The 14845-nt window shown below is 53.7% G+C and carries 10 protein-coding genes; all 10 read left to right on the forward strand.

The genetic code is table 11. The annotated features are described in order from the left end of the window. The first annotated feature begins 9 nt into the window (after positions 1 to 9). A complete protein-coding gene (locus tag ACYVIY_RS17370; protein WP_460977647.1) occupies positions 10 to 900 on the forward strand; it encodes an SAM hydrolase/SAM-dependent halogenase family protein in 891 nt (296 codons plus the stop codon). A 273-nt stretch (positions 901 to 1173) separates the two neighbouring features. Further along, positions 1174 to 2262, forward strand: coding sequence for an NAD(P)-dependent alcohol dehydrogenase (locus tag ACYVIY_RS17375; RefSeq protein WP_460977648.1), 1089 nt, complete (start codon positions 1174 to 1176; stop codon positions 2260 to 2262). Positions 2263 to 2325: 63 nt separating this feature from the next. Then, on the forward strand, positions 2326 to 2820 hold the full coding sequence (locus ACYVIY_RS17380) for a DUF4126 family protein (RefSeq protein ID WP_460977649.1): 495 nt from the start codon (positions 2326 to 2328) through the stop codon (positions 2818 to 2820). 168 nt (positions 2821 to 2988) lie between these two features. Then, positions 2989 to 3303, forward strand: coding sequence for a plasmid stabilization protein (locus ACYVIY_RS17385; protein WP_460977650.1), 315 nt, complete (start codon positions 2989 to 2991; stop codon positions 3301 to 3303). A gap of 207 nt (positions 3304 to 3510) precedes the next feature. After that, positions 3511 to 4416, forward strand: coding sequence for an SDR family oxidoreductase (locus ACYVIY_RS17390; RefSeq protein WP_460977651.1), 906 nt, complete (start codon positions 3511 to 3513; stop codon positions 4414 to 4416). Positions 4417 to 4848: 432 nt separating this feature from the next. Next, positions 4849 to 6744 (forward strand): 3-keto-disaccharide hydrolase, encoded by a 1896-nt coding sequence (locus ACYVIY_RS17395; protein WP_460977652.1) that lies wholly within the window; start codon positions 4849 to 4851, stop codon positions 6742 to 6744. A gap of 28 nt (positions 6745 to 6772) precedes the next feature. Continuing rightward, positions 6773 to 8944, forward strand: coding sequence for a plastocyanin/azurin family copper-binding protein (locus ACYVIY_RS17400; RefSeq protein WP_460977653.1), 2172 nt, complete (start codon positions 6773 to 6775; stop codon positions 8942 to 8944). A gap of 88 nt (positions 8945 to 9032) precedes the next feature. Continuing rightward, complete coding sequence (locus tag ACYVIY_RS17405; RefSeq protein WP_460977654.1) at positions 9033 to 10841, forward strand: glycoside hydrolase family 9 protein; 1809 nt, start codon at positions 9033 to 9035, stop codon at positions 10839 to 10841. A 198-nt stretch (positions 10842 to 11039) separates the two neighbouring features. Further along, positions 11040 to 13574 (forward strand): glutaminase family protein, encoded by a 2535-nt coding sequence (locus ACYVIY_RS17410; protein WP_460977655.1) that lies wholly within the window; start codon positions 11040 to 11042, stop codon positions 13572 to 13574. 244 nt (positions 13575 to 13818) lie between these two features. After that, positions 13819 to 14649, forward strand: coding sequence for a S1 family peptidase (locus ACYVIY_RS17415; protein WP_460977657.1), 831 nt, complete (start codon positions 13819 to 13821; stop codon positions 14647 to 14649). Positions 14650 to 14845 lie beyond the last annotated feature (196 nt).

Consider the following 14845-nt stretch of genomic DNA (forward strand, 5'->3'; position numbering starts at 1 on the left):
AAGACCACCATGCGTAATCTGTCTCTTTTTCTTCTTTCGATAGCCGTTGCCATCACCGCCTACGGTCAGAACGGCATTCTTGTGTTCCAGTCCGATTTCGGCGTGAAAGACGGAGCCGTTTCGGCCATGAAAGGCGTAGCCTTCGGCGTATCACCTGATCTGAAACTTGTCGATCTGACGCACGAGATTCCACCTTACAACATCTGGGAAGCCGCGTATCGGCTATATCAAACCGTGCCTTACTACCCGGCCGGTACCGTGTTCGTGTCTGTTTGCGATCCCGGTGTGGGCACCGAACGTAAGTCGGTTGTACTACGTACGAAGTCCGGTCATTATGTGGTCACACCCGACAACGGTACACTCACGCTTATTGCCGAGCAGCTGGGTATTGACGAAGTCCGACAGATCGACGAGGCCGTGAACCGGCTGAAACAGTCGAACGAGTCCTACACCTTTCATGGCCGCGATGTATATGCTTACACGGCCGCCCGACTGGCCTCGCATACGATTACGTTCGAGCAGGTCGGTCCGGCGCTACCCAGCAACGTAGTACGTATCCCGTACCAGAAACCGGAACTGGCGAAGGGCGTCCTGAAAGGCAACATACCTGTCCTTGATCCACAGTATGGCAACGTCTGGAGCAACATCCCCCGCAGTCTCTTTGCGCAATTAGCTGCTAAACCTGGCAACAGTGTACACGTACAGGTTTTCCACGGTCGGCAGAAGCTATATGATAAGCGGGTGCGACTGGTTAATACGTTTGGCGAAGTGCCCATAGGTACCGACGTAGCGTATTTTAACAGCCTGCTTAATTTTTCGCTGGCCGTTAACCAGCGCAATTTCTCCGAGAAATACAAAGTACAGAGCGGAGCCGACTGGCAACTCTGGGTCAGTCCGTAGCCGCCGTTTCACTACGTAGTATATACACGCCCGAGCCACGCCCGTTAATTCGAAGCGTGGCTCGGGTGGTTTATGGCCTTAGGCAACGTATCAGGCACAGGTGGTCATCACAGTGCGCGCAGTATTATCCTACTAATTTTACCGGTTAACATCTTTTCTAAACTTATGGGCAGATACGTTGTTAGAAGCGGACTGTTTGCCCGTTGCGAACAGGTGAGTAGTTGTTGTAATCATTTACTTGTTCGTCAGGGTTAAGCCCTTTGTATCAATAGTATGGAAGCCATAAAAACTAAAGCCTACGGAGCCAAAGCTTCACTTATCGACTCGCTTAGCCGTCTGTCACGGATGGATATTGAGCGAAACGCGCCGAAAGAAGACGAAGTCCTGATCGATATTCTGTACTGTGGTGTGTGCCATTCGGATCTGCACCAGGTCCGAAACGACTGGGCCAACACCGTATACCCCTGCATACCCGGCCACGAGGTCGTGGGAAAAGTGGTACAGGCGGGCAGCGCCGTCACGAAATTCAGCATTGGGGACGTAGTGGGCGTTGGCTGCATGATTGACTCCTGCGGTCAGTGTTCATCCTGTCAGGAAGGCGAAGAGAACTACTGCGAAGGCCCCGTAAGCTGGACCGCTACGTATAACGGCTACATGAAACCCAACGGCAACGGATTCAACACGTTCGGCGGCTACTCAACCAGCATCGTCGTGAAAGAGTCGTTCGTGCTCCGAATTCCTGATACCCTCGACATCAGCCGGGCCGCGCCGATTCTGTGCGCGGGTGTCACTACGTACTCCCCGCTTCGGCACTGGAACGTAAAAGAAGGCGATTCAATCGGCGTTGTCGGCATCGGCGGCCTCGGGCACATGGCTGTTCAACTGGCCAAAGCCATGGGCGCACAGGTAACGGCCATTACGCGAAGCGACGAAAAACGGGCTGCGGCCGAAGCACTGGGCGCGCACGAGGTGTTGATTGAAAGTGACAAAAAAGCGATGGAAGCCCACGAACTTGCCTTCGATTTTCTCCTGGTTACCATCCCCGATCCGTTCGATGTGAGTGCCTACGTCAACCTGCTCAAGAAAAATGGCTCACTGGTTACGGTCGGTTTACTGGGCAAGTACAAAAGTCCGCTTAACAATATGGACGTAGCCATGCACCGACGTAGCGTTGCGGGTTCGATTATTGGAAGCATTGCCGAAACGCAGGAAGTGCTGGATTTCTGCGCTGAGCACGCCATTCAGCCCCAAACAGAACTTATTGCCATGAAAGACATTAATAAAGCTTTCAGCCGGATGATGGATGACGACATCCAGTTCCGGTTTGTGATCGACATGCAATCGCTAAAAGACGAAGAGTAATCAACCAGGTAGCCTGTGCATCTGTGCAGGCTACTGACGTATCCCTAATCAAAGAATTCTGTTATGAACCAAACCTATGTAAAGGCATTTGGCATCGGCGTCATCGCTGGCATGCGCGCTGTCATTGCTCCGGCTCTGTTAAGTCGTAAACTGGTACGTACCATTCCAACCAAACAACCCGCTACTCCTGTTCAGTATCTGGCTCAGCCAACCACCTCCATGGTCCTCAATGTCCTGGCCGCTGGCGAACTGATTGGCGACAAACTACCCGGCACGCCGAATCGTACCCTTCCCACTCAGTTTAGTGGTCGGGTTGCGTCAGGAGCCACCTGCGGGGCATTTGTGAGTCAGGTCGAAGGAGCTGGTGCGCCCGTGGGAGCCGTGTTGGGTGGCCTTGGTGCAGCGGTGGGTACGCTGGCGTTCTTTCACCTGCGGCAATGGCTCACGCACGAAGCAGGGCTACCCGATCTGGCCGTCGCCTTGGTGGAGGACGCCCTGGCGATTGGCGCGGGCTGGTCGATTGTAAACCAGATCGAAGCGGCTCCGCAAACCGCTTAACTGGTTTAGAGCGTGACTGGCCTCCTCGATACAATGTGAGTTACAGATAAAAGGCCGAGTTTAGTCGTTTGAACACAACGGCTGATTGATTGTTTTAGGTTGCATCTACGGCTCATCCTGCACTGAATGAGCCGTAAATGATTGTTCAACGTCTAATTTATCATCGTTATGCCACAGGGAGATAAATCTGCGTATACTGACAAGCAAAAGCGTCAGGCTGAGCACATCGAAGAAGGTTACGAGAACCGTGGTGTGCCCGAAGAGGAAGCCGAACGACGGGCGTGGGCAACCGTTAATAAAACATCGGGGGGCGGCAAACAAAGCGGTTCAGGCCGCGGTCACGCCGAAAACAAAGAACCGGCTCACAAAGGAGGCCAGAAAGGCGGGGCCGCTTCCGCTTCGCGAACGGCGGAAGAGCGTTCGGCTTCGGCCAAGAAAGCGGCAGCCACCCGGAAACGTAACGCCGAACACGCCAAGGGGTAGGTCACGCAATTAGGCTTTGTTATCCAAAAACGAGCGTATTGGTATTGCACCGGCTAGTCGGGCGCTGTACCAATACGCTTTTTCGTTACCCGCTGGCCGTAGTCTTTCAGGGGCCATTGACTAATCCGGACCCTACTTCCATGACTTATACCCACTTGTAGCGGTTATGTTCGTTGAGACATCATCCATCCGATAATTCTGAACATCATGAACTCAACGAATCCTCAGCACGCTACCCCAACGCTACAGGACCCATTAACTAAATACCCTCAACCACCCTACTCGGATCAAAAGCAGAGCACACCCGGTACGGAAAAGTCGATGCAGCCCACAGCTGATCATGGTGAAACTTCGTACCAGGGCTCAGGCAAACTCACCGGCCGCAAAGCACTCATTACCGGGGGCGACTCGGGCATTGGCCGGGCCGTAGCCATCGCCTTTGCCCGCGAAGGGGCCGACGTGCTGATCTCGTATCTGAACGAAGACGAAGATGCCCGCGAAACCGCCCGCTACGTCGAAGAAGCGGGCCGAAAGGCCCTGCTGGTGCCGGGCGACATCAGTGAGGAGTCACACTGTCAGCAGCTTATTCAGCGCGCTGTCGATGAACTGGGCGGATTGGATATTCTGGTCAATAACGCTGCGTTTCAAATGTCCCGCGAGTCGCTTCAGGAGGTGCCCAGCGAGGAATGGGATCATACGTTCAGGACCAATATCTATGCTATGTATTACCTCTGTAAGGCGGCCGAACAGCACTTAAAGCCCGGCAGTACCATTGTCAATACAACTTCCGTAAACGCCTATAAACCAAACCCTGGCCTACTGGCGTACGCGGCTACCAAAGCCGCAATACAGAACTTCACGGCCAATCTGGCGCAGGTATGGGCTGAGAAAGGTATTCGCGTGAACTGCGTAGCGCCCGGCCCCGTCTGGACGCCATTGATTCCCTCGACCATGCCCGAAGAAAAAGTGAAAACCTTTGGGCAGGACGTACCGCTGAAACGGGCGGGTCAGCCAGCCGAACTCGCGCCTATTTACGTATTGCTGGCTTCGAATGAGTCGAGCTACATGACCGGCAGCACCGTACAGGTAACAGGCGGCAGCCCCACGATTTAAGCCGTTACGTCGGTTACAAGCTGTGTAAGAATACACTCAAGGGGCGTCCCTTCCAAAAGGGACGCCCCTTATCTATAAGGCGCATTGCTAATACCGATCACAAAGCAGATTACCCCTTCGTTCCGCTCAGAAAACGATCATAATGCAGCCGATTCATTCGTTGTATAGACGATACCGTCGAAGGCGCACGATGTCTAAGTTTTTCAAATATCCTCTCTTAAACCTATAAGACTCTTGAATGGGTAAAGCCGTTCATCTACAACTAATAGGATTAAAATTGAATACGAAGCGGCTCGTCTCCGCGCGGTTATGGTGAACAGTATTCGTGGTATTTGTACATTTGCAGGTTGTCTGAGTGCATTACGTATGACGGCTGCCCAATCTGCCCGACTTCTCCTTCTTAATGCGTTTTACTTTTTCTCACAATTCCTTATGCAACGTTATTTCCGTTGTTTCCTTTTATGCCTTGTCCTCACCGCATTCCGGGTGTCGGCGCAAACCAACGAGTTACCCTATACCACCGCTAACCTCCAGAACCTGAACGATTTTAGACCCACTGGCAGCAACTGGAAAATTGTGGGTGACATGTTCTACGATCTCAACACCGCCGGGAAAGGAAAAACCGGATCGGGTACGGGTGTTCTCGTCAATGATCTCTCCGGAAAAAGTAAAGATCATCTGTTCACAAAGATGGAACATGGTGATCTTGAATTGGAGTTCGATTTCATGATGGAGAAGGGCTCGAACTCGGGGATTTATCTGCAGGGCCGTTACGAAGTTCAATTGTTCGACAGTTGGGGCGTAAAAGTGCCTCGCTCAACCGACTGCGGAGCCATCTACGAACGCTGGGATGAAAGCAAGCCCGAAGGTCAGAAAGGATACCAAGGGCACCCACCCACGCAGATTGTCAGTAAGGCACCGGGTCTTTGGCAGCACATTAAGCTTGTGTTTCGGGCACCCCGCTTCAATGAAAAAGGCGAAAAACTGGCAAACGCCCGGTTCATTAAAGTGATTCAGAACGGCGTAACCATCCACGAGAACATCGAAGTAACCGGCCCAACCCGCGCGTCGGCATTCCAGGACGAGAAACCCACCGGCCCACTCATGATTCAGGGCGATCATGGTGCGGTGGCCATTCGAAATATCCAGTATAAGGCGTATGGCATTGAACCCGTTACGCTTACGAATCTGAAGCTGCGGGCCTACGACGGCAAGTTTAAATCGGTAGCCGACCTCAACGCGCTTACGCCCAAACGGGAAATGGACATCGACGTACTGGCGCACTCAGCTCCCGGCAGCCGCGATAATTTCGGAGGTAAAATCACGGGAACCCTTCACATTCCCCGGTCGGGCGAATACCTGCTGTCGCTCAACCTGCCCTGGATTCCCGCCGAGGTGAATAAGTCGGTACGTAACGGAGCCGGTGAACTGACCATCGCCGGTAAGAAAGTCCTCACGATCGACACCGAAGATGGCGGGACCGCTTCGACTAAACTGAACTTACAGGCTGGTGACTTCCCCATTGAACTGGCGTATTACAAAAACTTTGGTTTGTGGTACGCCCGCAGCAACGACATTACACTGGCCGTCGAAGGGCCCGGTGTGCAGTATACGGTGCTCAATCCCATCATCCGGGCGGCCGATCCGGTTGGCGAGATCTCGTTAGCCGTGAAGGGTGAGCCGGTGATGCAGCGGGGCTTTGTGAATCACCGTGGCAAAAAGCACACGCATACAATTTCGGTCGGCGAACCGGGATTCGTTAATTATACCGTGGATCTGGCGAAAGGTGAGTTCCTTCAGATCTGGCGGGGTGATTTTCTGGAAACGACGCCCATGTGGTACGGCCGGGGTGAAACCCAGCTCTCGGTACCCATGGGCAGCGTGATCGAATTGTCGGGTAAGCCGTCGCTGACGTACCTGGCCGATAAAAACGCAGCCTGGCCCGATTCCAACGCTACGTATACGAACATGGGGTATGACGTCGATAAAAGTGGTCGCCCGGTATTCAAATACAGCGTAGGAGCTGCCACTGTTCGGGAGTCATTTGCCGCTGAGAACGACGGGCAGAAGCTGACGCACACGTTTCAGGTAACGCCCGGCTCAACCGCGACGACAGCCGGTGAACTCTGGTGCCGCGTTGCCGAAGGCAGCACCATCACCGAGCTTCCAAACGGATTATACGCCATTAACGACAAGCAATACCTGATTGAATTACCCGGAAAGCAGAAGCCGGTTATCCGCAGTACGGCGCAGAACACCAAAGAACTGTTGCTGCCCATCAGCGGAAAAGATAATGCCGGGCTTCTTACGTATTCAATCATCTGGTAATTGCTCAACTTACCCCTAGTTCTCTGTCATGAAACAGACTCATTATTCTATACATCAACTGGCCAAGGCGGCTTTACTGGCCTCGGGCCTGGCTTGTCTGAGCATCCGCCCCAGCCTGGCGCAGATTCAATCGAAAACTGGTCAGCCGGTTAGTTCAAGCAGCAAACAGCCCGCTCCGGCTCCCAAAGGTCTCACCAAAGTCGAAGCGGATCCCGAAAAAGAAGACGACTTTTATAAACTGATCTCGCTGCCGGTGCCAGAAGACATTATTTTGGAAGTAGGCGGTATGGTCACTTTACCCGATGGTAGCCTGGCCGTGTGTACGCGCCGGGGCGAAGTCTGGATCGTATCGAATCCCTACATCAGCGGTTCCGAACGCCCCACCTACAAACGCTTTGCCTACGGCCTGCACGAGCCGCTGGGGTTGGCCTATAAAGACGGCGACATCTACGTAACGCAGCGCAGTGAAGTGACGCGTCTGCGCGATACCGACCAGGACGGCCGCGCCGATTCCTACGATAAAGTGTATTCCTGGCCGTTGTCGGGTAACTATCACGAATATTCGTACGGCCCTACCTTTCTGCCAAACGGCAATATGCTCGTTACGCTGAACGTCGGCTGGAGTAACAGCCTAGGGCATGGCGTTAGTCTGGTTCCCTGGCGGGGCTGGACGCTGGAAATTACGCCCGATGGCAAGATGACGCCGTTTGCAGCGGGTATGCGCTCACCCGCCGGGTACGGCATGAACGCAATCGGTGATTACTTCTATACCGAAAACCAGGGCGACTGGGTGGGTTCGGGCCGGATCTCGCGGGTCGAAAAAGGCGATTTCCTGGGGAATGCCGAAAGTCTTCGCTGGACTGACCTGCCTGGCTCACCGCTAAAAATAAAGCCGCAGGACGTACCGAACACCGGCGAGCCGCTCTACGACGTATCGAAACGATTCACCGCCTTGAAGGCTCCGGCCGTTTGGCTGCCACACGGTATCCTGGGCATTTCCACGTCGGGACTAATCACGGATAATACGAAAGGGAAGTTTGGTCCGTTCGAAAATCAGTTGTTTATCGGCGACCAGGGGCAGAGTATCCTCTCCCGCGTTGATTTCGAGAAGGTCAAAGGCGAATACCAGGGCGTTGTTTTCCCCTTCCGCGAAGGGTTCTCGTCGGGGGTTTTACGGATGGTGTGGGGCCACGATGCCTCCATGTTCGTGGGCATGACCAGCCGGGGTTGGTCGTCGACGGGTAAAGAATTGTTTAGTCTGCAACGCGTGGTCTGGACGGGTAAGATGCCGTTTGAAATGAAAACGATCCGGGCCAAGCCCGACGGCTTTGAGATCGAATTTACCATGCCTGTCGACCCGGAGTTAGCGGCTGATCCGGCTTCGTATAAAGTAACCGGCTTCAACTATAAATACCACGCTACGTACGGGAGTCCGGTTATCAACCGGGCGAACTGCCCAATTCGGGGCATTGAGGTCTCGAAAGATGGCCTGAAAGCCCGGTTGGTCGTTGACAGCCTCCGGCTAGGCTACATCCACGAGATCAACACCGCGGGTATTCGGTCGAGCAATGGCCGGGCCTTGCTGCATTCTGTGGGTTACTACACGCTGAACAATATCCCCGACGGCGAAAAACTGGCTATTACCAACGTAGCCCCTAAGCATGACCATTCCGCGATGGTTACGGCCTCTACATCGTCGACTCCGCCCGTCAATACAAAGTCAACGACGCGCAAGCCAGCAACGTCTGCGAAAACTGGTACAACGGCGAAGCCCAGCGGCACCGCCATGGCGAAACGCGTTACCGAAATGCCCGCGGGCTGGGGCGAACCCGATTACACCATCAACATGGGTACGAAGCCGGGGCTCAAGTTCGCGCCGGAGCAGTTCCAGGTGAAGGCAGGCAGTAAGGTTCGGGTGGTCTTCAACAACGAAGACGATATGCTGCACAACTTTGTGGTGGTTGCGCCCGGCTCGGCTCTTCAGGTGGGCGAGTTAGCGATGAAATTAGGTCTCGAAGGGCAGGAAAGGAATTACATTCCGCAAACCGACAAGGTGCTGCACCACACGAACTTACTTCAGCCTAATACCAACGAAACGATCTATTTCATAGCGCCCGACAAACCTGGTGATTACATGTACGAGTGTTCGGTTCCGGGGCACTTCTACGTCATGCAGGGCGTAATGAAAGTCGTTAAGTAAATTGACGTCGAGTTATCTCCATTGATCTGTACGTGCCTGCAACCAACGTTGGTTGCAGGCACGATCTGTTCCTGTCCAGTATAAACCTATGCCTTTTCAGCGTCCATTTCCCTGTATTCGCTTATCAGTTTTCTTGATTGCCCTGGTTGTCGGCTATCAACCGCTTAGTGGTCAGCCCCTGTCAGAATTCATCCGATTAAACCAGTTAGGGTATTATCCCAACGCGCCCAAGATTGCCGTTGTGGTCGGCGACGCATCCGGAAAATTCGAACTGGTCACTGCCGACTTAAAAAAGACGGTATTCACCGGAACGCTGGGTGCGGCCCGGCAAAATGCGATCTCGGGCAAAACAACCCATACGGCCGACTTTTCGGCGTTTACCAAACCAGGTACGTATGTGGTGGTAATTCCGGGCCTGGGCCACTCCCACCCGTTCGACATTCAGGCCAACGTTCACCGGGCTTTGGCCATTGGCGCCATCAAAGGGTTTTATTACCAACGCATGTCGACCGACTTACCGGCAGCCTATGCCGGTCAATGGGCCCGCCCGGCTGGTCACCCCGACACACGGGTGCTCGTTCACCCGTCAGCAGCTTCACCCGGTCGGCCAGCGGGTACCGTAATTTCGGCCCCTAAGGGCTGGTACGATGCGGGGGATTATAACAAGTACATTGTCAATTCGGGCATTACGATGGGGACGCTGCTCTCGCTCTGCGAAGAATTTCCGGACTACGTAAAAGCGCTTAATACCAATATTCCCGAAAGCACAAACGCAGTACCCGACGTACTGGACGAGATTCTGTGGAATCTCCGCTGGATGCTGACCATGCAGGACCCCGCCGATGGTGGCGTCTACCACAAGCTCACCAATCCTGGCTTCGACGGGATGGTCATGCCCGACAAAGCAACGAAGGACCGGTACGTTGTTCAAAAAAGTATCACTGCCAGCCTCGACTTTGCCGCGGTGATGGCACAGGCCAGCCGGGTTCTGAAACCTTATAACCGCAACCTGCCCGGTCTGGCCGATTCGTGCCTGCGAGCCGCTACCAATGCATGGACCTGGGCCAAGGCGAATCCGACGGTGATGTATAACCAACGCGCGATGAATACGTCGTTCGACCCCGACGTAACGACCGGCGGCTACGAAGACCGGAGCGCAGCCGACGAATGGATATGGGCCGCGGCCGAGCTGTACGTAACAACAAAAGACGATTCGTACTACAAGGCGGTAAACTTGTTTCCCGACGACAAAACACCATTGCCTTCCTGGCCGCAGGTCAGAACGCTGGCGTATTACACGCTGGCCCGCTCGGGCAAGACCCTGACAGCAGTGGGCAAAACCGATCTACCCAAGGTAAAGCAACACCTGACCGCCTTAGCCGACTCGCTGATACAGGGCGCTGACCGGCAGGCATTCCAGACGGTGATGGGAAAAACGGCCAAAGATTTCATCTGGGGGAGCAGTTCGGAAGCAGCCAATCAGGGTATCGCCCTGCTGGAAGCATACCGCCTGACTGATTCGCCGAACCGGGGTAAGTACCTGCATTACGCGCTGGGTAACCTGGATTATCTGCTGGGACGTAACGCAGTGGGCTATTCGTTCGTGACCGGTTTCGGAGACAAGACGCCCATGCATCCGCACCACCGTCCGTCGGTTGCCGATGGCATTGAAGCGCCCGTGCCGGGTTTACTTTCGGGCGGCACGAATGCCAATGCAGCCCGTCAGGATAAATGTCCCGGCTACACGACAACCATTGCCGACGAGGTATACTTGGATGCCGACTGTTCGTACGCATCCAATGAAATTGCGATCAACTGGAATGCGCCCTTAGTCTACCTCGCAGCCGCTTTAGAAGCGTTACAGAGCAAGCAGCAAGTCAGTAGCTCAGCCAAGTAAGCTAATAGAATAAGAGATATAAAGCGCTGTATAATTGAGTACTTAACAGTGTTAGCTTCTAGTAATACTATCGCTTAAACCACATATTGCCCGTGCCGAAAATCAGGTTTGGCACGATCAGCGCATTTATCCGCTTTTAGCCGATAAGTAGGACGATTTAGCCCACATGCTTCTAGATACCTAAGCCATTCTTCTTCAATGCATCCATCAATTCGCCAACGTTTTGCGGCCTCGCTCCTAGTTGTTCTTCTTTGCATTGGCTGGAGTTATGCCCAATCGCTTCGCCCGCCCGCTTACCCACTCGTTACGCATGATCCGTATTTTAGTATCTGGAGTACGACCGATAACGTGACGGACTCCCCTACCCGCCACTGGACCGGAACGACCCAATCGCTCGAAGGAATTGTGCGGGTGGATGGCAAAGCGTACCAGTTTTTAGGGGCTACGCCTACTACGTATGTCCCAATCCTGCCAACGGCGGAAACGGGTTCCTACACCGCTCAATACACGACCACTAAACCCGCTGCCGGTTGGGAGCAGCCCACCTTTAAAGCCACCGGTTGGTCAACCGGTCCGGGTCCCTTTGGCGACACACCCGATGCCCGTACGCGCTGGCGGAACAGTGAGTCTGACCCCGATGGCATTTACGTCCGGCGCGAGTTCACGTACGATGGCAAAGCCGATCCAGCCAAACTGCTACTGGCGCTTAACCATGACGATGCGGTAGACATCTACCTGAATGGGGTTCAAATCCTGAAAAAGTCCGGCTACATCCACGAATACGTATACCTCCCTTTGTCGGCGGAAGGGCAGCGTGCCTTACGCAAAGGAAAAAATGTGCTGGCCGTTCACTGCGTTAGTCCGCGGGGCGGTTCGTTTATTGATGCTGGTCTGGTTCTTCCCGTCCAGGCAACGCCCGTCACAGCTGCTACCCAAACCAACGTAACGGTAACGGCTACCCAAACGAAGTATACATTCACCGCGGGACCGGTTGCGCTGACCGTTACGTTCCTATCACCCCTACTGCTGGACGAACTGGATGTGGCCGCGCGGCCGGTTACGTACGTAACGTGTGAAGCCCGCGCGCAGGACGGTAGGTCGCACGCGGTGCAGGTCTTCTTCAGTGCTGCCGCTACCCTGGCGACAAATACAGCTAATCAGGACGTAGTGACGCAGACCGGGCAGGCACCGAAGCTCACCTATACCGCTGTCGGGACGAAAGAGCAGCCGGTACTGGCTAAGAAAGGCGACAACATCCGTATTGACTGGGGGTATGCGTATCTGGCCGTTCCGCAGCAATCGACAGCCAATGCCCAGCTAACCACCGGTGAGCCCGCTGCTTTAAAAAAGGGGTTCATCAGCAGTGGTCAACTCCCGGCTTCTTCGACGCAGACAACGGCAATACCGGCCCGGTCGATGGCTATGGCTACTGTCCTGAACCTGAGCGACGGAACGAAGCTGGTCCCCAAGTACCTCATGCTAGCCTATGACGACCTATACTCGGTTCAGTACTTTGGCAAAAATCTGCGGCCGTGGTGGCGACGGAACGAGCAGACAACCGTCTCTGCCCTGCTCCAAACCGCAACTCAGGACTATGACCGGCTCCGTCAGAAATGTACCCAGTTCGACGAGCAACTGAGGGCCGAAACCGAGAAAGTAGGCGGAAAAGCGTACGCGGATTTGTGTGTACTTGCATACCGGCAAACCATTGCTGCCCATAAAATCGTCTATTCGGGCGATGAAACGCAGCCCCTCTTTCTGTCCAAAGAAAACTTCAGCAACGGCTCGATCGGTACCGTCGACATCACGTACCCATCGGCTCCTATGTTTCTGCGCTACAACCCCACCTTGCTGAAAGGCATGATGGAGCCTATTTTTTACTATTCTGAAAGCGGTACATGGACAAAGCCCTTTGCCGCCCATGATGTCGGTACGTATCCGCAGGCCAACGGACAAACGTACGGCGAAGACATGCCCGTTGAGGAGTCCGGCAATATGCTCTTGCTGACGGCGGCCATCGCCGGGGCCGAAGGCAATGCTGACTACGCCCGACAACACTGGAAAACACTGACAACCTGGGTTGACTACCTCAGCAAGGCAGGCTTCGATCCGGAAAACCAGCTCTGCACGGACGATTTTGCCGGTCATTTAGCCCGCAATGCCAATTTATCGGTAAAAGCCATCTTGGGTATTGCTGCCTACGGCCAGTTAGCCGCCAAGCTGGGCGATAACGCAGCTGCGCAACAGTATCAGAAGATGGCGCAGGACATGGCCGCCAAATGGCAGCAACTTGCACTCGACCGTACTGCTGAACCTGCTACACACTACGACCTGACGTTCGAAAATCCAGCCGATAGCTGGAGTCAGAAATACAACCTGGTCTGGGATAAGCTGCTCAATTTAAACATTTTTCCGAAGGCCGTGGCGCAGCGTGAAATTGCGTATTACCTGACGAAACAGCAACCGTACGGATTACCGCTGGATAGCCGCAAGACGTACACCAAATCGGACTGGATTGTCTGGACCGCTACGTTAGCCGATTCAGACGCGGATTTCCGGGCACTGATTCAGCCCGTCTGGCGGTATGCCAACGAAACGCCTTCCCGCGTTCCATTATCCGACTGGCACGAAACGACCAATGCGAAGCAGGTCGGCTTTCAGGCCCGGTCGGTGATTGGGGGTTACTATATCAAACTGCTGGAAGGCCGACTAGGCGGTTTACAGATGAAGTAACGTACCGCCCGGCCGTATCCCCTCGGCTGAGTCGAGAATATACGCTGTCGAAAGCGCTGACGTTATTGGGGTGGTAACGGCCGAAGTCTCTCGTTAACAGAAGTACTTACTCGTCAGTATGCGATTAGTCAACTTGACTCTGGCTATAGAAGAAATAAAACTAATTTCTCCACGCTACGTATCAGGCCATCATCCATTTATTGGCCTTTTAAAAACTGTCCACCGATAAGTCCATCAATAACGCATGAACAGTTTATGTCGATTAATCTGCTGCTTCGTAATCAGTCAATGCCTGCTGTTTAAAGCAAACGCGCTGCTTGCCCAGAATATGAACACCTGGGCCATGGAGTCTACCTTCAAGATTGCGGGTTATACCACTGGCAATCAAATCACTAAAGGCACCGTATTCATGCTACTCAAGCCATCGAAGCGGGATTCTTTGTCAGGCTATAAAATTATGATTACGGCTGCGCACGTTCTGGATAATATCAAGGCTGATTCGGCGGTTTTATACCTCCGGAAAAAGAGAGTTGATTCAACATTCGTCATTTTTCCGGTTTCAATTCCAGTTCGTAAGAATGGCGTACCCTTGTGGACAAGGCATCCTACGGCGGACGTAGCGGTGATGTATGTTTTTCTGCCGGCAGCGGCTTACGTTACCTGGCTGAACACAAACATATTGGCCAGCGAGAAGCAATTGATCGAAAATTTTGATTTACAGCCTGGTAAGGAATCACTGAGTTTAGGGTTTCCAAAAGGGTTTTCGGCCAACGAAGAAGGATTCCCCATTCTCCGGACCGGACGCATCGCATCCTATCCCATTTTTCCGGTAAAGCGCTATCCGCTCGTCCTGTATGATGCCGAAATATTCGAGGGGAATAGCGGAGGCCCCGTGTATAATATAAGCACGTTTACGTTGCGAAATTCAGTGTACGACAACACAAAAGGCTTTCAACAGATCATTGGATTAGTGAGCGTACAAGTGCTCATCGGGAAAGAACGATTAGTCATTGGGGGCATAATCTTATCGCCCTACATTCTGGAAACCATTGATATGCTGCCCAATCGGGACTAGTGCCCCCTTTGGCTCGACCACACCTCTCCCGCTTAACGAGCTCGATTCTGGTCACTGCTCCGGTAGCCTGATTGCCCCTCGCTCTGACCATTGCTTCATTCGGCAGATAGGCCGCTTGTCCGGCACCATAGTTTTGACGCATCGGCACTCCGATGAGGCCGCAACAAGGCAGTCCAAGAACGCTGACAACGAATCA

This window comes from Spirosoma knui (genome assembly GCF_054780635.1).

Bases quoted from the DNA above. Each gene is read 5' to 3' on its own strand.
- ACYVIY_RS17400 (WP_460977653.1), top strand. From the start codon at position 6,773: ATGAAACAGACTCATTATTCTATACATCAACTGGCCAAGGCGGCTTTA.
- ACYVIY_RS17390 (WP_460977651.1), top strand. From the start codon at position 3,511: ATGAACTCAACGAATCCTCAGCACGCTACCCCAACGCTACAGGACCCA.
- ACYVIY_RS17405 (WP_460977654.1), top strand. From the start codon at position 9,033: ATGCCTTTTCAGCGTCCATTTCCCTGTATTCGCTTATCAGTTTTCTTG.
- ACYVIY_RS17415 (WP_460977657.1), top strand. From the start codon at position 13,819: ATGAACAGTTTATGTCGATTAATCTGCTGCTTCGTAATCAGTCAATGC.
- ACYVIY_RS17410 (WP_460977655.1), top strand. From the start codon at position 11,040: ATGCATCCATCAATTCGCCAACGTTTTGCGGCCTCGCTCCTAGTTGTT.
- ACYVIY_RS17385 (WP_460977650.1), top strand. From the start codon at position 2,989: ATGCCACAGGGAGATAAATCTGCGTATACTGACAAGCAAAAGCGTCAG.
- ACYVIY_RS17375 (WP_460977648.1), top strand. From the start codon at position 1,174: ATGGAAGCCATAAAAACTAAAGCCTACGGAGCCAAAGCTTCACTTATC.
- ACYVIY_RS17395 (WP_460977652.1), top strand. From the start codon at position 4,849: ATGCAACGTTATTTCCGTTGTTTCCTTTTATGCCTTGTCCTCACCGCA.
- ACYVIY_RS17380 (WP_460977649.1), top strand. From the start codon at position 2,326: ATGAACCAAACCTATGTAAAGGCATTTGGCATCGGCGTCATCGCTGGC.
- ACYVIY_RS17370 (WP_460977647.1), top strand. From the start codon at position 10: ATGCGTAATCTGTCTCTTTTTCTTCTTTCGATAGCCGTTGCCATCACC.